The organism is Mesorhizobium oxytropidicola (assembly GCF_056174625.1).
Map to the genome: position 1 here is coordinate 478,419 of NZ_JBWBWK010000002.1, position 17,402 is coordinate 495,820.

Here is a 17,402-nt window from a genome sequence, read left to right on the forward strand (position 1 = left end):
GGGTGAGTAATCCCGCTCGTTCTCGCCGGGCACCGAGAAGTGCCCACGGACAGAGAAAGAGATCCCACAGCCCGAAGCAACATCGTTGCTTCGCGAAGCTACACAGGAGCCAAGTACGCACATGTTTTCGATAACGCGACGTAATCTATTGGTAGCCGGGGCGGCAAGCAGTCTTCTGGCAATGACTGGAGTACCTTCGGCGAAGGCCCAGGGCGCCGCTCGCCGCACCCTTAGAATCGGCATGTCCGGCTTCCCGCCCGCCGTCGAGCCTGTTTTGTATGCTCACACCGCGACACGGCGCATAGCACCGCAAATGTTCGACACTCTGATCGCTTTCGACCAGACACCCGACATGGCGTTGCGCCCAGCCCTGGCAGAACGTTGGGAACGGGTGAACGCCAAGTCAGTTCGCCTTTTCCTGCGCAAGGGTGTAACGTTCCATGACGGCGGCCCATTTACCGCGGACGATGTCGCTTTCAGCTTTAGCCCGGAGCACCTGCTTGGCCCCGACATGGCAGGGAAGGCCACCGCCATGGAGACTCTGGACACGATCGAAAAGGTCGACATCGTCGATAGCCACACCGTTATCGTTCATGCCAAGGGCGACGATGCATTGCTTGAGAAGCGGCTGGCGTCGTGGGGCGCCGAAATCGTCAGCAAACGCGCTTTCGAAACTGCGGGTTCCTGGGACGCCTGGACGGCAGCGCCGGTCGGAACAGGCCCGTATCGGATCGTCAGCCAATCTCTTGATGTCGAAGTCGTTCTGGCTGCGCACGATGGCTACTGGGGTGGGCTGCCGCCTTTAGAAGGGATTCATTTTAGGATCATCCCGGAACTGGCTTCACGGATGAACGCGCTCATCGCAGGCGAAGTGGACTTCATCACGGATCTCTCTCCGGACATGTTCTCGGAAATCGAGAAGCACCCCAAACTCGAAGTCTCCGGCGGCCCCGTTCAGAATATCCGCGCACTGAATATCGATACGACCGGTCCGATCCTCGGCAAGGTAGGCGTCCGCCGCGCCCTCAGCCTCGCCCTCGATCGCAAGGCTATCGTTCAGGCGCTCTGGCAGGACAGGCTGCTCATTCCCAACGGCTACCAACTCCCCAGCTTCGGCGAAGCCTATATCGAGGACTTCCCAGCCTTGGCCTACGATCCCGACTTGGCGCGCAAGCTCCTCGCCGAAAGCGGGTATAAGGGCGAAACCATCAGCTACCGATTGCTCAACAACTATTATCCCAACCAGGTTGCCAGTGCGCAGATAATGGTCGAAATGTGGCGAGCGGTCGGCATTAATGTCGAAATCCAGATGATGGAGAACTGGGCCCAGATCGAAAGCAAGCCGATCAACGCAATCTACGACGATTCAAACACCGCTACCTTCCCGGACCCGCTCGGCCACGCTTGGCGCGTCTTCGGATCATCTGGGGCGAACGTCAAAGAGGGTATCTGGAGCAACGAAGAATATTTTGGACTTGGCGAAAAGCTGAAGGAAACCGTCGATCCACAGGCGCGCCGGTCGATCATCCGCCGGATGCTCGAGATCGTCGACCGGGAGGATCCGCCTTGCGTGATCCTCCACGGTTCCGGTCAGTTCTATGGCAAGCGCAAGGATATCGCCTGGGTCCCGGGTCAGACACTCGACCTGAACTTCGGTCCTTTCAACGCCGCCTATACGCAGAACTGATGACCACGCCAGCAGGGACGGCGATGGCAAATCTCGTCGGCACCGCTCCAGCATCCGCGTTCCCGGCGACTTCGTCGTCGCAACCATTGCTCTTGGTCGAAGGCCTGACCGTCGACTTCAGCGGCGTCCGGGTAATTCGGGGGATCGACCTCACGCTTTCACGGGGCGAGTCACTTGGTATTGTGGGCGAATCAGGTAGCGGCAAGTCCGTCACCTGGCTTGCCGCGCTCGGGCTGCTGCCGCGCACGGCCACCGTGTTGGGAAGCGTCCGTCTGGACGGGGAGGAATTGCTGGGTGCAGCAGCCTCGCGGCTCGACCGGATCAGGGGCGGGCGCGTGGCGATGATCTTTCAGGATCCGTCGAGCGCACTCAATCCTGTCATCCGGATTGGGAGACAGGTTGGCGAAGTTCTCGCGCGACATCAGGGGGTGTCGGGATCGAGCATTCGGGCCGAAACGAAACGTCTTTTGGACCTCGTGGGCCTGCCGGACACGGGGCGTCGGCTCGACGCCTATCCCCATGAGCTGTCTGGCGGCCAGAACCAGCGGGTCATGATTGCCATGGCGCTCGCCGGAAAACCGGACGTCCTGGTTGCCGACGAGCCGACCACCGCGCTCGACGCCACGATCCAGGCACAAATACTCGACCTCCTGAACACCATCAGGCGGGAGACGGGCATGGCCCTTGTTCTCATCAGCCACGATCTCGGCGTCGTTTCCGAAACCTGCGAGCGCATCATGGTCATGTATGGCGGCCGTGTCGTCGAGACGGCGCCGTCAGACTCCATCTTTGCAAACCCGCTGCATCCCTATACGCAAGGTCTCCTTGCGGCTGTACCGCCTTTCGACGGCGCGTTGCATCGGCTCATTCCCATTGAAGGGCAGGTGCCCGAGCCGACAAACATGCCTCCAGGATGCCCGTTTGCGCCCCGTTGTGCGCACCGTATGGCGGTTTGTGAAGAAACCATCCCGCCACTCGCGCAAACCGAAGCCGGCCATTTCTCCGCCTGCGTTGCAGGGGCCGCCACAGAGGCCCAGCAATCCCCGAACGTCAACAAAAGCGTGCTGGCATGACTGCAAACATTCTTGAACTGCACGGCATTTCCCGAAGCTATTCGACGCGGCAGGGTCTCTTCGCAAGAAAGGTGCCTGTCCATGCCGTCGATGAAGTATCGCTGTCGCTGCAACAGGGGCAGACGCTGGGGCTCGTCGGCGAATCCGGTTCAGGAAAATCAACCACAGGACGGATCGCGCTTGGTCTTGAACGGCCGAACAGCGGATATGTGCTCTTCCGCGGGTCTGAACTGCCGACCACTGATACACCAGCGTGGCGCCGCATGCGCACGCAAATGCAGATGATCTACCAGGATACACTCGCCGCGCTGGACCGCCGGCTGTCCATCCTCGACCAGGTCCGCGAACCACTCGACATTCACGACATCGGATCTGCATCGGAGCGGAACGACAAGTCTCTGGCGATGCTCGACGCGGTTGGCCTGAATCCAAGTCATGCCGCAAGTCTGCCGCATCAGCTGTCGGGTGGGCAGCGTCAGCGGGCTGTTCTTGCCCGGGCGCTGATCATGCAACCGGCGTTGCTGGTCTGCGACGAGCCGGTATCGGCTCTGGACGTATCGATCCAGGCCCAGGTGGTGGACCTTCTCATGGACCTCCAAAAGGAACTGCGTCTCAGTCTTCTCTTTATCAGTCACGATTTGAAAGTGGTTCGCCAGGTCAGTCAGCGTATTGCTGTGATGTATCTTGGGCGCATCGTCGAATATGGCGAGACAAATCTTGTGCTCTCGAACCCTACGCACCCTTACACCAGGGCCTTGGTATCGGCAGTCCCTGTTGCTGGCCGGCGCACACGAGAGCGCATCATACTCAAAGGCGAACCACCCAATCCAGCGGCCCGTCCGACCGGCTGCGCGTTCCACCCTCGTTGTCCCGTCGTGCGGCCGGAGTGCATGAGCGTTTCCCCCACATTCTCAACTCTGCCGGACGGACGCTCCGTCGCTTGTCATGCCGTCGATGCCGCCCAACCGACCAAGGAGGTTGGAATCTGATGCTTCGGTTCGCTGCTACCCGTATCCTCCGCGCCGTTCTGACAGTCGTGCTGGTGATCACATTCGCCTTCATCGTCCTCAGGCTTTCCGGAGATCCAGCCCGCAGTATCATGGGCGACGATGCGTCGCCCGAGGCCATGGCCGCCTTTCGCCGGGAGTGGGGTCTCGATCAGCCTCTCTGGATGCAATATCTCCACTACTTCGCAGCGATTTTCCAGGGCGAACTCGGCCGCTCGATGCGTGGAGGCGGGCCAGCGCTTGACCTTGTCCTGGGACGTATCCCGGCAACGCTCATGCTGACCCTGCCTGCACTTGTGATGAAATTGGCGATCGGCATTCCAGCCGGTATCTATGCCGCTTTGCACCGGGACAGCGCCATCGACCGCGCCGTTATGGTCACGGCGGTCGCCGGCTATACGGTACCAAGCTTTGTCCTCGGACTCGTCTTGGTTCAAGTCCTGTCAATCTGGTTTGCCTGGCTGCCGACCGGCGGCAAGGGCAGTCTACAGCATCTCATCCTGCCGATTATCACTCTCGGCGTTGGCGGCGCCGCCGTACTCGCCCGCTTCGTGCGAAGCGCGATGTTGGAAGTGCTGGGGCAACCCTACATCCGCACTGCCAGTGCCAAGGGAATCCCTTGGGCTGCGGTTGTGCGTGGTCACGCCCTGCCGAACGCCGCAATTCCAACTGTTACCGTAGTCGGCTTCATGGTTGGCAACCTGATCGCGGGTGCGGTCGTGGTCGAAAGCGTGTTCTCTTGGCCGGGTCTTGGCAATCTGCTGGTCGTATCGGTAACTGCGCGGGACCTGGCGGTCGTGCAATGCATTCTCCTGCTGGTCGCTGTCGCAATGGTGCTTTCCAATCTCGTCGTGGACTTTCTCTACGGCTTCCTCGATCCACGCCTGGCCGAAGCCAATTCGACCGGAGGACGCTGAGACATGAACATGATAGAAAACGTGACCGAAACAGCAGCTGGCAAGCGGAAGAACACTAAACATCGTCGGATCCCATTCTCCGTCATCGCCAGCGTGCTCTGGGTTGTTTTTGTCGTCGCCGTAGCGCTGCTCGCCGATGAAATCACCCCTTACCAGTACACTGCACTTGATCTACCCAACCGGCTGGCCTCGCCATTCCACCCGCAGCATCTGCTCGGAACAGACGAACTGGGACGCGATATTCTGTCGCGATTGATCGTGTCCGTTCGTATCTCGGTTCTGGTCGCGCTGGGGGCGACGCTGATTTCGGCTTGCTTTGGCACGACGATGGGATTTGCTGCGGCCCACTTTCGTGGTCGCGTCGGGCAATTCATCCTGATGCTAGCTGACTTCCAGGCGGCCATGCCTTTCCTCATTCTTTCGCTCTCGGTGCTTGCGTTTTTCGGGAACGCTTTGCCGTTGTTCATTGGACTGATGGGGCTTTACGGCTGGGAGCGCTATGCACGTATCGCACGCGGGCTTGCGATCGCCGCCAGTGCGCAAGGCTACGCCGGTGCCGTCCGTCAATTGGGTGCGAGCCCAACGCAGGTATATCTGCGGCACATCCTCCCGAATATTTCATCAACGCTCATTGTTTCCATGACGCTGACCTTCCCGGAGATCATCCTCATGGAAAGCAGCCTGTCCTTTCTGGGCCTTGGCGTTCAGCCCCCGATGACGAGCCTCGGAAACATGCTCGGCTATGGCCGGGAGTATATGACACGTGCGCCATGGATCATGTTTGCGCCAGCTGCGCTGATCGTTACGACGACGCTCTCCATCAGCCTGTTGGGCGACTGGCTGCGCGACCGGTTGGACAACGGACTGCAGTAACGTGGGAGCGAAGGCTGCGGCCTGCCAGGCGCAAGAATCCAACAGATCGCAGGGTTTCACGAATGAGAACGATTGTTATTGGAGCGGGGCGATCGGTTGCTCCGTTGCTTATCACTTGGCCAAAGAGGACGACCGCATATGAGTTGCCCTGGTATGTCCGCGGTCTCGGAGCGTTCATGCTAATCGGCGCCGACGCTTCCGACCCATGCTAGTCTTTGTCGCGTGATCTCGCGATATGCGACTGCTAGCGAAATGGCGTATTTGTCAAACGTGAACTGCGAGATACACGGCATGCACTTCCTCATCGTCAGCTTCGACGGCCTGCGTCCTGACCTGGTCGAACCCGACCTGACTCCGAACCTCTGCCGTCTACAGGCCCATGGCATCACCCTGTCGAACCATCGCACGGTCTATCCAAGCGAAACCCGCTCGGCCTTTCCCAGCTTCGTCACCGGTTCGACCACGAGCCGGCACGGCATGGTTGGGAACCAATATGTCGACCGTTCAGTCACTCCGTCCCGCTACATCGACACAGCAGACGCCGCTCTCCTGCGCAAGCTTGACCTGGAAAGTGGTGGGCGGCTGATGTCCACACAGACACTAGGGGAAGTCCTCGCTTCGGCCGGTCGGAGTCTTGCCGTCTTGGCCACCAACTCGCCGGGCACGACGCGCTTTTTCCACCACAAGGCGGAGGATTTCGGGCAGGTTCGGCTCTCGGGGCATTTCCGCGAGGCCTGCACGCCGGACGATCTGCTGGCTGAAGCCGAAGAGCTTGTCGGGCCGTTGCCGCCAAGACCGCCCAGCAATGAGCCTGACAAGGCCGGGCAAGACTGGATCACTTCAGCATTTCTCGATGTCATCTGGCCGAAATACCGGCCGGACGTCACGGTCCTCTCCTACGGCGAGCCAGACATCACCTCGCACTTCCATGGCACAGGCGCTGAGGCGACTCGCGCCATCATCGCGCATTGCGACCGGCAGTTTGGCCGGGTGCTCGACTGGTGGGAAGCGGAGGGACGTGCTGAAGGCGTGCAGATCATCGCGATCTCCGACCACGGACACATTACGGGTCATACCCAGGTTTCGGTCGTTGAGTGCCTGCGTGATGCGGGCTACCGACCGGGTACCGCACCCACACCGGATGTCGATGTCGTGGTGGTGCCCGGGCAAGTCGGCGCGCTCTACCTCGCTGAGCCAAGCGACGAACGGATCGCCCGGATCGTGGCGACGATCACCGGCGAGCCGTGGTGCGGGCCGGTCTTTACCCGCGCTAAGAATGATATCGAGGGGATCGCCCTCGGCAGTCTCGGCAGCCACCTTGTTTTCATCGATCATGTCCGCGCTCCGGACGTGTCCTTTTCGTTCCGCGCGAATGACAGTGTCGATCCATTCGGCCTTGTCGGCGGCACGTTCTACGAAAACAACCGTTGTCTAAGCGTCCATGGTGGCTTGCATCCGAAGGAGTTGACTGCTCTCGGAATTGTCGCCGGTTCAGCTTTCCCGGCCCAACGTTCCGTCTCCACGATCCCTTCCGGTATCTGCGATTTTGCACCGACCATTCTGCATCTACTTGGAATAGCGCCGCCTGAAAGGATGACCGGCCGCGTTCTGACCGAAGTTGTGGAGCCAGGACAGAAGGCCGCCCCCGAAAGTCGCAGTGAAGCTTTTGATGCCGGGCTTGGCCGTTTCAGGCAGGTTCTTCGGCGTGTCCAGGTCAGAGCATCGACCTACATCGAGAGCGGAACTGCAGAAGGGTAGGGCCGCATGTTTGCGCAGAGGCAGCCTTCGACGAAGGAAAAGGCGACCATGAACGTGATGCGCCGATGCTTGTTGCGCCTTTCCCACGCGTTGGCACGCACGACTTCACGCTCAAGTCACGGTGCGGATCTGAACAGGATCCCAGAGAGATTATCAAAATACATGTCTAACCTGCTTAACAAGTTCGCTTGAATCCGCCATTCGAAGCTGACAGTTGGAATTCGATCGCACGTAACGGTGGTTGCACCCTCCCCAGCCATCTTAACTGCTCGCGGCGCAGGTTTTGATTTTGATACTGCTCCCGCAAGCAAATGCGTCAGATGCCATTCGACGCTTTGCAGGAGTTGCAGAAAGATTGGGAGAGGCATTCATGGCTGATTCCCCGGGGGCGTCGGCGGTGAAGTCGATTCTCGAATCTGCGTGCTCAGGTCGCCCAGCGCCATCGCGATCTCGATGCCCGGGTTCCTTTAAGAATAGTAGAGTCAATTCTGACCTCCTCAACCGCAAATTTGATCGATTGCCTATTCGACAGGCCGCGACGCGACGGCCACGACCTCCACTCGTATGCCATGTTCCAGCTCGGCCTGGACGCATGCGCGCTGAGGCAATAGGCAGAGTTTCCGGACCAATCCCACTCCACCCAGATATCGTCGAAAACAGGCTTCTCTTTGAGGTCGCTGAGATAGATTGGGATGGAAAGGAGATTCTGCTTGCCAGTCCCTTGTTCCTGCAACAATCGATCCAGCTCAAGAAGTGTCGATTTCTTTCTCGGCGATGTCGCCGTCGTAAACGCCGGCGGTCCCGACCGACCACGTCAGCGGGCCAAAAGCCGATCCCGAGCTTCTCCGCGGGGCCACACCTGAGATACGCTGGATTTTCCATTGGTTTTCCATTTTTCTTTCTCGTTTCGTACCGACACTATGTTTCGGCGACCTCCTGAAGGCGCTCTACAAGAAGCCTGTTTTCGTCGAACGTCCGCGCAGCAATACGCAGGTACCGAGTTCCCTTGCTGAGCGTTTTAGCCCCACTGTGGCGGATCAGGACTCGATGGTGCGCGAGGAGCTTTTCCGCGAGCGCGGCTCCATCTGGCCAATCATCTGGAAGGCGGCAGAAGACGAAGTTTGCATCGGGCCGTAGTACATGCATATCAGGGATCTTCGCGAGTTCTGAATAGAGCTGGTCGCGATCCCGGCGCACCTGAGTCCAGCTTTCCTCTGCTTCGCGCTGATAGCTCGGCAGAGCGTGGAGGAAAAACTCTCCTAAGGTATTTACATTCCAAGCCGGCAAATTTCTTCGCACGGACGATATCAGCTTGTGATCGCTTGCGAGCATGTAGCCGAGACGTAGCCCACAAACGCCGAATATCTTCCCAAGACTTTTGAATATCACAAGATTTGGATATTCGTGGATTGTGCCCTCGATACTTCCGGAAGCACCCTCGGGGGTGAATTCGACGAACGATTCATCGACGATTAGTCGGATATTTCGCGCTAAGAGTATTTTTGTGAGATGGAGAAGCTCCTGCCGTGACACTCCCCTAGAGGTTGGATTGTTCGGCGAAATGACAACGACCGCGTCGGCGTTATGCGCTATCGCATGCCAGGCGAACTTCTCGACATCGAGCTCGAAGTCCGGAGCAGGTAAAGGAAACCGCGCCAGCCGTTCGGGCGACACCACCTGCTCGTATGGATTGAAGGACGGTGTCGGAACGGCCAAGCGCCAGTTTAGCGCTTGGATGCTCGCATGAATCAGTTCCGCAACGCCGTTGCCAACAGCGAGGTTCTGCGGATTTTGGGAAATCAAGCTGCCCAACTGCTCAGCAATATGAGGCTGCGGTGACGGATAGCAACTGATGAGCTCCGGAAGCCGCTCGCCAAGCGCGGTATAAAAACCATGGGGTGGAAAGTATAGATTTACCAGCAGAACATGATCGGTGACACCATAGCGCCAATATCCGCCGGGAAAATCATGAACGAGTGAACGACTAAGCGGCTCGCTAGGCAACGGTGTAGGTTTCATGATCTAGGCCCCCATATCTATCCACTTTTGGTCCGGTTCAGATTGACCGAACCGTGCCTGCATGAGTGTGATGACCTCGGTTTTCCCAGCTACGCGATCAGCAATCAGGTTTAAGATTTAACCCCAGCGTTCGGAGCCGATTTGGCTCCGGACGTTGTGGTAGGATCTCCACATGTCCAAGCAGGTGGCTGCCATCATCGCCTCGGAATGCGGCATGGCAATCGAAAAGCACTCGCCGAATCCGCCCGGTTCAGTGAGCACCATCTCGATTTGGCCAAAACAATTTGTAGATGTTTTTTTGAACCCGTTGGAGGCCCGGGGCGCGCCTCTCAATCTCCGCTTCGATTTCTTTCATCTTGATGCCGGAAAGGGTATCCGCATAAGGTGAGAATATGTTCTCTGCAGTTCTTAGATCGGCCTCGGTGTCTATCTCGTACCATCGCAGCTCATCGCAGCGGGCAGCCGCAAGCCGGAGGCCGCGGCTTTTGATGAGATGAGCAAGAAGCTCCTCCATGTAAGCCTCGATCGCACCGGAACCGATGAGATCATCAAGGGCAGGCACGATTATCGTGCGGAGCGTGGCGTCGGAGAAGCGAATGAGGTTCATTGTCTTGAAGAGAGCCGGGCCGCCGGAAAGTAGGTCCGCAGCTGTTTGTTTAAGCCGAATCTCCGAAATAAATCCGCCTTCGGATAAGATTACTGCAGAGCCCTCCATCGACGGATTGAAAGGCGCTACTGCGGCTGAATTCGCCGCGTCATCTATCGTCAAGCGCCGAAGCGCGTCCCCCTCAAAGAAGACGTCGCCTTCGAGCAGATAGGTGTCCCCGGCCAAAAGCGCATCGCGCGCCAGCCATAGCGAGTAGGCGCTGCCCGTCCGGTCGAAGACCGTCGACTCGACATAATTGATATCGAGCCCACCGAAGCGTCGGCCGCAGGAATATTGGATCGCGTCTTTGAGATAGCCGACGACGATCGTCACCTCCCGCACGCCGACTGCCTCGAGGTTCTGCAAGGCGTTGTGAAGGATCGGCGTGCCATTGACTTCGACCAGCGGCTTCGGCCGCAGATCGGTGAGCGGACGCAGGCGCGAGCCAAACCCGGCGGCAAGAATCACCGCCTTTCTCGGAGCAATTGCACCCATGGGTCTAAGCCCCTCTTATTTTGGTTGTTGCGACGGTTCCTTCGGTCCAGGCGTTAAGGACGCCGACCACACGCTCTAGGCCCGCCTCGAGTTGCCCCGGCAGAATGCCATAGGAGAGCCTGAGCCCCATGGGATCGCCGAAGGCAGTGCCTGACACGCCGGCCACGCCGGCCTGCGCGAGCAGCGCGGCCACGATGTCGTCGGCTGTCCTGGCGTCATCATTGGCGAGCGTCGGCCGCAACAGGCCCGACAGATCGAGATAGAAATAGAACCCGCCCTGTGCTTCAAGCATCGGCGCGCGCTGCAGCCCGGATAGGGCGGAAAGCCCACCCTGCCGCGCCGCCGTCAATTGACCCTTGAGCCGGGCTTCAAAGGCGCCATCTCCCTCACGGAGGTGGTGCAGCACGGCGTGCTGGGCAACGACATTCGGGTTCGATGTCGTGTGCGACTGCAGCGCCTTGACAGCCGAGATCAGTTCCTTCGGCGCAGCGAGATACCCGATGCGCCAGCCAGTGAGGGCCAGGCTTTTGGAGAAGGCATTGACGATCACCGTCCGGGCCCGGACCTCCGGGACGAGCGACACGATCGGATGATGCCGATGGCCATCATGGGTGAAGGGGCAGTAACATTCATCGAAGATGATCCAGAGGTCCCGATCCATCGCCAAATAGGCGATGCCCGCAAGGGTCTCCGCGTCGTAGACGGCGCCGCTGGGGTTGGCGGGCGTGTTGACGACGATGGCCCGGGTCAGCGGCGTGATGACGCGTTGGATGTCGTCGATCCGTGGAACGTAGCCGTTTCCTCGCGTGTCGATATGGACTGGGGTGCCGCCGGCGATCTGGACCTGCGCTGGGAATGTCGTCCAGTAGGGTGCGGGAATGATGACCTGGTCGCCGGGACTGATCAGCGTCATCGCCACGTTGAAAAGAGCCTGCTTGACGCCGTTCGTCACGGCGATCTCGTCTGCCCGCCAGAGCTGCCCCGTCTCGACCGATACCTTCGGTCCCAGCGCCTCGCGCAACTCCATCAAGCCGATCGTGTCAGTGTAGCGGTTCAGGCCTTGTCGGATCGCCTCGATCGCTCCGTCCCGGATCGTCGGTGCCAGGTCGCTCCAAATCTCGCCGGCCGTGAGATCAACAATCTCCATCCCGGCATCAGCGGCAGCCTTCGCCGCGGCGCGGGCGGCCGCGGTCCCCGACGAGTTGAACAAGTTTGTCCGTTGCGCCAACATGCGCGTCCCCATCTTTTTCGGCAAAACCGCCTGCCGCGGCTATCCTTTGTCGTTCACTGCCCGAGGAAGGTATTTCTCTTCTGCCGCTGAGAGCTCGCCGTAGTTCATCAATTCGAACAGCTCGTCGAGCGTCGCTACCTCATCTTCGATACCGGTAATGCTCTCTTCCTGGATGATACGGTCGCACACCTGACGCATCGCCGAGATCGCCGCGCGCATGTTGTGGTTGGCCCAGATGACCGTGGAAATACCGACCGCCCGATAATCGGCGACGGGCGTGCGGTGGTATTTTGTCGGTACGATCACGACGGGCAGTCGGTTCTGCCAGGCTCGCGCGAAGGCGAAGATCTCCTCCGCGTCGGACTTGCGGGAGTGGATCAGGATCGCATCGGCGCCGGCGTCCGCATAGGCGTGCGCTCGTGCAAGCGCCTCCTGCTGACCGTATCCGGCGATCAGCGCCTCGATTCGAGCGACGAGAACGAACTCCGGATCCGGAACCTGGTCCTTGACGGCCTTAAGGCGACCGCAGAACTCGCCGATCTCCGCCAGCGGATGGCGGTCGCCGACGAAGGAGTTCATCTTCGGGAACGCGGTGTCTTCGAGGCAAACGCCGCTCGCACCGTGCTGCCGCAGCTTGCGAGCGACCAGACGGGCATTGTTGAAATTGCCGAATCCGTTCTCTCCATCGACGAGGATTGGAATTTCCGCTGCGTCCGCCATCCGTTCCACGACCTCGACCAGCTGGGTCCAAGAGGCCTCGTTCGCATCGCGGTAGCCGAGGCTGGAGGAGATCGAGAGGCCGGACGCCCAAAGCGCCTTGAAACCGGCCCGCTGCGCGATCGCTGCGGAGAGCGCGTCATGGGCTTCCATAAGGAATGACGGTCGGTCACGGATGCAAATGAGGTCACGAAGCGTAGATATACCTTCGCTTGCATTGCCGCTTGGATTCCGCAGGTGACGCCCTTTTTCCGATAGTTTACGCAATCGACGCAGATCTGACATGCTGCTTTCCTCCCTTCGTTCCATAATCGCGATATCAATGAAATCAATCAGCAGCGCCTGCCGCCTTTCTAGGAGGAAGTCTCAAAAGTCGTGCCAACTGCGCAGGAAAAGCCTCAAAAAGGCGCTCTCGATATTTATCAATGACTTGAATGATGATGGGAGCAGGAGCCAAGCCGAACAGCCCGTGTCGCTCACTCGACAAACCCGGCAGTAGTGTCGGCCCACCGTCTTCCCTGGAATGGCGGACAGAATTCCTCCGCGAGAAGCGGAGTTCACGCGTCATTCGACTGCTATCCGCGCTGTCCGATGTACGACGATGTCGTGGCGTCTTCTAAAATCGCTGTGAACAGTCAGGTTGTAGAGACTGCATCCGCATCGGCTGTTTTCTGCGCCGGCGACGTTCTGATATACCCGCATCGGAATCGCTTCTGCTCGGAAGGAGTCTGGCGTTGCGCGACCGCATGCATAACCAATCAGTGATCCTGCTGTGCGTACGCTGAAACCTGGCCTACCATCTGAGCCTGCGCGATCTTGAGGAGATGATGGCCGAGCGGGGCATTGCGGCACGACCATCCACCGCTGGACCGTTCGTTTCTCGCCCTTGTTGCTGGAGCGTTTCAACCGGCGCAAGCGGGCCGTCACCGGCAGGTGGCGCGTCGGCGACACCTACATCAAGGTCCGGGCCAGTGGATATATCTCTATCGCGCTAACGACAGTGTCGGCGACACGGTCGAATTCTATTTCAGCGAACGGCGTGACTTGCCGGCGGCCGAGCGCTTCTTCAGAAAATCGCTGCACCGTCATGGCCAGCCCGCTCGGGTCGTTATCGACGGGAAGCGATCGCCTTCCGGTTGGTCTGGCTTAGATGACGGCATCCGACTATGTCGGACATGCGACACAGCCGCGTTCGAGCTATCGTATTGTTCCGAAATGATTTCTCCTTTGGCACGGCATATGCTTGGTCATCCGCAGATGAGAGCGGTAACTTCTCCTTGTCCACTCCAAACAGAAGACGCCGGACGAAGTCGAGAGCTTCGTGCGCGCCTGGAGCGGAAATGTGCCGATCGTGATCGTGCCCACGGCCTATCCGGAGATGAACGAGGAACGCGATTGCCAGGAGGAGCAAATGCTCGCGCACAGGACAGCTTTATTCAAAGGGTCGGGAACCGCAGCGGCCCGCGCTGCGGCGAAAGAAGCAGCCGATGCAGGCATTGAAATCGTCGATCTAACTGCCGGCGAAATCTGGTCCGACCTCGCGCCAACGATCCGTGACGGGGCAATCGACGCCATCAGCAAGGGCGCAAACCGGTATACCGACACAGTTGGCATTGTGGAATTACGTGAGGCGTTGGCCAAAAAGGTTGCAGTTGAGACCGGCCTGGCGTGGTCTGCCAACGAGATCGCGGTCACGACCGGTGCCAAACAGGCTCTCTTCAACGCCGCCATGGTGCTGTTCAATCCGGGCGACGAGGTCATCATCCCGGCGCCCTACTGGACGACATTTCCCGCCCAAGTGCGGATCGCTGGCGGTACTCCTGTTCATGTCGATACTCGGTCCAATGGCTACGCGCTGCGCATCGAGGACATTGAATCAGCGCTCACCGCGCACAGCCGTGCGATTGTAATCAACACGCCAAATAATCCTACCGGCACCGTTTACAACGCCAATATTCTGCGCGGGATCGGGGAGCTTGCGATAGAACATGACCTCTGGATCATTTTCGATGAATGCTACGCAGATTTCGTCCATGCCGACGTGCACCATCATCCGATCGTCTCGGTGCTTCCGGAAGTGCGATCCCGGACGCTGATCGTCAACGCTTTCAGCAAGTCGCTTGCTCTGACGGGTTGGAGGATCGGTTACCTTGCGGGTCCGGAATACGTTATCAGTGCCGTGAAAGCGCTCCAGTCGCATACGACATCGAACCCGAACGTGATCGCCCAGCACGCCGCGCTTTTCCATCTCCAAAACACCGACGGCAGCTATGAACACCAGCTTCGGTCACAGCTCACCTCTTCCCGACAGGTGGGGCTGAGAGCACTTTCGGATCTTTCGAGGATTCCAGCGCCGACGGCCATGGGTGGATTCTATTTCTATCTCGACATCAAAAGCCTTCTGGCTCCGGAACCTTGGAACCTGGTGATTGGCGACGGCGACGCGGACAAGCTGGTTCGGGAACTGATCGCTAAGGCCGGAGTCGCGGCGGTGTCCGGCACGGCGTTCGGCGACCCGTTCGGTCTTCGCCTCTCTTACGGCGTTCCGCCGGACAAGCTCGAGATGGGCCTTAGCCGGCTCGTCAAATTCCTCAACGCCTGGGACTACGGGGAGACGCGTCAGCGTCAATAGGAAGAAGGGAAATGCTATGACAACGAATTCTCCGACGAGAGCTTCATTGGCTGCAGGCTTCGGCTCTCGCCTTCGACCGCTCACCGACCTTGGCCGAAACGCTTGGTCGAGGTAAATGGAACACCTATCCTTCACAACGCTCTGCACAACCTTGAGACCGTTGGCGTCGAGGATGTTACCATCGTCGTCGGCTATCGTAGGGACGCGATCCAGTATTCGTGCGGCAGTCGGTTCGGGAACATCGACATCAACTATGTCGAGTCTCCGGTCTTCGACAAGACCCGCAGCGCATACTCGCTTTAGCTGCTCGCCACGCCTTGTCGTCATGCGATACCTATCTGCTCGAAGGCGATGTGTTCTTTGAGCTCGACGCCCTTCGCAACCTGACGCTGTGCGTGCGGGGAATGTCGCCGCGGATGCTCCATTTGAACGATCGATGGAAGGTTCTGGGGTCGTTCTTAATGACAATGGCTACATTGCCGTGGTCCGGATGAAGCAGACTGCGGCAGATCTCAACGACGCGTCGCAACCGCTCTTCAAGATGATGAATCTCATCCGTTTCTCCGGCGAAGACCTGCGACAGACCATCGTTCCGTATCTCGACGGTCTCATCGGCTGCGGAGGCGTGGCCTCCTATACCGAAGAGCTGCTGTCGCAGCTTATCGAGCGCAAGGGCCTCCAGATCGCCGCCGCCAGACGCGATGAAGTCAGGTGGTATGAGATCGACACCAAGGCCGACCTGCGCATCGCAGAGGCGATGTTCATCACCGCCCGCGAAATTTGCTCGCCGTTCGAGCCTGGAGACCGATTATGCTTCGCTACCTCGTCGACCCTGCCAATGCGATAACCACAGTCGGTTTGCTGTGCTCATCGGTCTCCTTATACCTCGCGCTCAATGGCCATATTGAGATAGCGGTCGCGGTCGCTTTGTGGGCCGTTCTTGCGGATCATTTGGATGGGGTGGTGGCCGGACGCACATTGAATCGCCATCCGGATGTGGCGAAAATGGGTAAGAGTCTCGACGGGTTCGGCGATATAATTTATGGCGCGATCCTTCCTGCCGTGCTGATCCTGCAGTTGAACGAGGTCTCGCTGCTCTCTCTATTTATCGCGTCTGCACTTATTCTGGCTGGTGCGATCCGGTTAAGCTACTTCGCAAACTTCGGAAAATCCGAGGACGGCTGCTTTGCAGGGGTACCGCTGTCTTATGACATTCCCTTGCTGGCGGCGCTGGTCCTAGTCCAGCCTTTCATGGCCCTGGAAATATTCGTTGCCGTCATGAATGTCGTTTTCGTCCTTCTTAGCATTGCCCACGTTGCTTCAATTCGTGTGCCTTCACCCAACCGGGCGATGTATCTGGCGATCACGGTCTTCGCGATCTGCGCTTCGGCGATCCTGCTTCAGCGGGGAGTATCGTAATGCGGTCGCACCCTCACCATCGGGCTATGCATCGACCTTCGGCTTCCACGCCGACCACACGGCAGGGAACATCTACCGTTCTCTTGGAGTAGAGCCACTCATCAACTGTGCGGGCGTGCGTACGATTACGGGGCAAGCAATCCAGCTTCAGCGGTAATCTCGCGGCGAATGCCGCTGTGGTGGCATTCGTCGACCTTGATGCATTATCCGAGGCTATCGGAAAAAGGCTTGACCGGCGCGGAATGGGGGCTGGTCACAGCTGGGACCGCGGCGAGCACTCGCCAGCGGCCTGTATCGCGGGGAACAACCCAGAGAGACTGGTAATTTCGCTGGGTCAGGCGGCGCGTAGGAGTGGCGGTTTGGGGTTGAACAGGGGAGGCACGTTCGGTTCTGGCTGTCGGAACGGTGCCCGCAATCGACCGCGAAGCTCACCGTTCAGATCTGCCGTCCGGACCTGCATGAGCATGTGAGCGCCGTGAAGCGACCAGCGCATCTGCTGTTTCCTGACCATCCGCTTGCCGACGAGTGAATTCACTGCCGATTCGGCGAGGCTGCTGGCGACCCGAAGCCGGGCTCGGTAGCGCTCTCCGTAATGGGGCGGCAAGGCGGCAGGTGATGCCGGAAGTCGAGCACTGGTCGCACAAAGGATTGAACAACCCCGCTGAGAATTCCCATGTGCCGTTGCGAAAACGGGAGCGAACGATGCAGGGCTTCCGATCAGCGGAAACCCTTCAGCGCTTCGTCTCGATCTTCTCCGCCCTGCGCTACCTCTTCGTTCCACCTAGCTCAAGACATTGCGCGTTTCAGATCCATCTTCACCGTCTACGCAATGGCGGAGTGGAAGGCCGTGACTGCGCTCTGGTGACAGCAGCGCACACCGCTTCAGCGCGTTCATCGCAGACAACGTGACAGCGTCAGCCGGTGTCCG

13 protein-coding genes and 4 pseudogenes are annotated in these 17,402 nt (G+C 59.1%); 11 read left to right on the top strand and 6 right to left on the bottom strand.

All coding sequences use genetic code 11. The features are described from left to right. Positions 1–121 precede the first annotated feature (121 nt). From AC0V8S_RS37800 to AC0V8S_RS37825, 6 genes are all read left to right on the top strand, one after another. A complete protein-coding gene (locus AC0V8S_RS37800; protein ID WP_475438826.1) occupies positions 122–1,687 on the top strand; it encodes an ABC transporter substrate-binding protein in 1,566 nt (521 codons plus the stop codon). Positions 1,688–1,710: 23 nt separating this feature from the next. Beyond that, positions 1,711–2,760: an ABC transporter ATP-binding protein gene (locus tag AC0V8S_RS37805; protein WP_475439173.1), complete on the top strand. Its 1,050-nt coding sequence runs from the start codon at positions 1,711–1,713 to the stop codon at positions 2,758–2,760. Next, on the top strand, positions 2,757–3,749 hold the full coding sequence (locus AC0V8S_RS37810) for an ABC transporter ATP-binding protein (protein ID WP_475438827.1): 993 nt from the start codon (positions 2,757–2,759) through the stop codon (positions 3,747–3,749). Before AC0V8S_RS37805 ends, AC0V8S_RS37810 begins: the two co-directional genes overlap by 4 nt. Next, positions 3,749–4,684: an ABC transporter permease gene (locus AC0V8S_RS37815; protein WP_183455133.1), complete on the top strand. Its 936-nt coding sequence runs from the start codon at positions 3,749–3,751 to the stop codon at positions 4,682–4,684. The genes AC0V8S_RS37810 and AC0V8S_RS37815 overlap by 1 nt, the downstream gene beginning before the upstream one ends. 9 nt (positions 4,685–4,693) lie before the next feature. Further along, positions 4,694–5,557, top strand: coding sequence for an ABC transporter permease (locus tag AC0V8S_RS37820; RefSeq protein ID WP_183455474.1), 864 nt, complete (start codon positions 4,694–4,696; stop codon positions 5,555–5,557). 291 nt (positions 5,558–5,848) lie between these two features. Beyond that, positions 5,849–7,315 carry an alkaline phosphatase family protein gene (locus AC0V8S_RS37825; RefSeq protein WP_183455134.1) on the top strand — a complete coding sequence of 489 codons (1,467 nt, stop codon included), beginning with the start codon at positions 5,849–5,851 and terminating at the stop codon, positions 7,313–7,315. A gap of 746 nt (positions 7,316–8,061) precedes the next feature. Here the strand turns inward: AC0V8S_RS37825 and AC0V8S_RS37830 are convergent. From AC0V8S_RS37830 to aepX, 5 genes are all read right to left on the bottom strand, one after another. Further along, positions 8,062–8,208, bottom strand: coding sequence for a hypothetical protein (locus tag AC0V8S_RS37830; RefSeq protein WP_475438828.1), 147 nt, complete (start codon positions 8,206–8,208; stop codon positions 8,062–8,064). A gap of 25 nt (positions 8,209–8,233) precedes the next feature. Continuing rightward, positions 8,234–9,334, bottom strand: coding sequence for a pyridoxal phosphate-dependent aminotransferase (locus AC0V8S_RS37835; RefSeq protein WP_183455136.1), 1,101 nt, complete (start codon positions 9,332–9,334; stop codon positions 8,234–8,236). A gap of 250 nt (positions 9,335–9,584) precedes the next feature. Then, positions 9,585–10,475: a phosphocholine cytidylyltransferase family protein gene (locus tag AC0V8S_RS37840; RefSeq protein ID WP_475438829.1), complete on the bottom strand. Its 891-nt coding sequence runs from the start codon at positions 10,473–10,475 to the stop codon at positions 9,585–9,587. A 4-nt stretch (positions 10,476–10,479) separates the two neighbouring features. Then, on the bottom strand, positions 10,480–11,706 hold the full coding sequence (locus AC0V8S_RS37845; RefSeq protein ID WP_475438830.1) for an aminotransferase class I/II-fold pyridoxal phosphate-dependent enzyme: 1,227 nt from the start codon (positions 11,704–11,706) through the stop codon (positions 10,480–10,482). Positions 11,707–11,745: 39 nt separating this feature from the next. Next, positions 11,746–12,708 (bottom strand): phosphoenolpyruvate mutase, encoded by a 963-nt coding sequence (gene aepX / locus AC0V8S_RS37850; RefSeq protein WP_475438831.1) that lies wholly within the window; start codon positions 12,706–12,708, stop codon positions 11,746–11,748. A 503-nt stretch (positions 12,709–13,211) separates the two neighbouring features. On the opposite strand from aepX, the pseudogene AC0V8S_RS37855 reads away from it, so the two are divergent. The 4 genes and pseudogenes from AC0V8S_RS37855 to AC0V8S_RS37870 form a co-directional block, all read left to right on the top strand. Further along, positions 13,212–13,551 (top strand): annotated as a pseudogene (locus AC0V8S_RS37855) (IS6 family transposase); the annotation flags it as partial. 283 nt (positions 13,552–13,834) lie between these two features. Next, entirely contained in the window at positions 13,835–15,055 is a 1,221-nt protein-coding gene (locus tag AC0V8S_RS37860) for an aminotransferase class I/II-fold pyridoxal phosphate-dependent enzyme (RefSeq protein ID WP_183455475.1), read from the top strand. A gap of 16 nt (positions 15,056–15,071) precedes the next feature. Then, positions 15,072–15,902: pseudogene (locus AC0V8S_RS37865) on the top strand (phosphocholine cytidylyltransferase family protein). Further along, a complete protein-coding gene (locus AC0V8S_RS37870; protein WP_475438832.1) occupies positions 15,866–16,474 on the top strand; it encodes a CDP-alcohol phosphatidyltransferase family protein in 609 nt (202 codons plus the stop codon). The pseudogene AC0V8S_RS37865 and the gene AC0V8S_RS37870 overlap by 37 nt, the downstream one beginning before the upstream one ends. 334 nt (positions 16,475–16,808) lie before the next feature. On the opposite strand, the pseudogene AC0V8S_RS37875 reads toward AC0V8S_RS37870, so the two are convergent. Continuing rightward, positions 16,809–17,066, bottom strand: a pseudogene (locus AC0V8S_RS37875) (ISKra4-like element ISCot1 family transposase); the annotation flags it as partial. Between AC0V8S_RS37875 and AC0V8S_RS37880 the strand changes: the two are divergent. Beyond that, positions 17,060–17,339: pseudogene (locus tag AC0V8S_RS37880) on the top strand (DDE-type integrase/transposase/recombinase); the annotation flags it as partial. The pseudogenes AC0V8S_RS37875 and AC0V8S_RS37880 overlap by 7 nt on opposite strands. Positions 17,340–17,402: the final 63 nt, after the last annotated feature.

Coding starts and splice junctions, on each gene's coding strand:
- AC0V8S_RS37825 (WP_183455134.1), top strand. CDS start 5,849: ATGCACTTCCTCATCGTCAGCTTCGACGGCCTGCGTCCTGACCTGGTC.
- AC0V8S_RS37810 (WP_475438827.1), top strand. CDS start 2,757: ATGACTGCAAACATTCTTGAACTGCACGGCATTTCCCGAAGCTATTCG.
- AC0V8S_RS37845 (WP_475438830.1), bottom strand. CDS start 11,706: ATGTTGGCGCAACGGACAAACTTGTTCAACTCGTCGGGGACCGCGGCC.
- AC0V8S_RS37820 (WP_183455474.1), top strand. CDS start 4,694: ATGATAGAAAACGTGACCGAAACAGCAGCTGGCAAGCGGAAGAACACT.
- AC0V8S_RS37860 (WP_183455475.1), top strand. CDS start 13,835: ATGCTCGCGCACAGGACAGCTTTATTCAAAGGGTCGGGAACCGCAGCG.
- aepX (WP_475438831.1), bottom strand. CDS start 12,708: ATGTCAGATCTGCGTCGATTGCGTAAACTATCGGAAAAAGGGCGTCAC.
- AC0V8S_RS37830 (WP_475438828.1), bottom strand. CDS start 8,208: ATGGAAAACCAATGGAAAATCCAGCGTATCTCAGGTGTGGCCCCGCGG.
- AC0V8S_RS37835 (WP_183455136.1), bottom strand. CDS start 9,334: ATGAAACCTACACCGTTGCCTAGCGAGCCGCTTAGTCGTTCACTCGTT.
- AC0V8S_RS37800 (WP_475438826.1), top strand. CDS start 122: ATGTTTTCGATAACGCGACGTAATCTATTGGTAGCCGGGGCGGCAAGC.
- AC0V8S_RS37805 (WP_475439173.1), top strand. CDS start 1,711: ATGGCAAATCTCGTCGGCACCGCTCCAGCATCCGCGTTCCCGGCGACT.
- AC0V8S_RS37840 (WP_475438829.1), bottom strand. CDS start 10,475: ATGGGTGCAATTGCTCCGAGAAAGGCGGTGATTCTTGCCGCCGGGTTT.
- AC0V8S_RS37870 (WP_475438832.1), top strand. CDS start 15,866: ATGCTTCGCTACCTCGTCGACCCTGCCAATGCGATAACCACAGTCGGT.
- AC0V8S_RS37815 (WP_183455133.1), top strand. CDS start 3,749: ATGCTTCGGTTCGCTGCTACCCGTATCCTCCGCGCCGTTCTGACAGTC.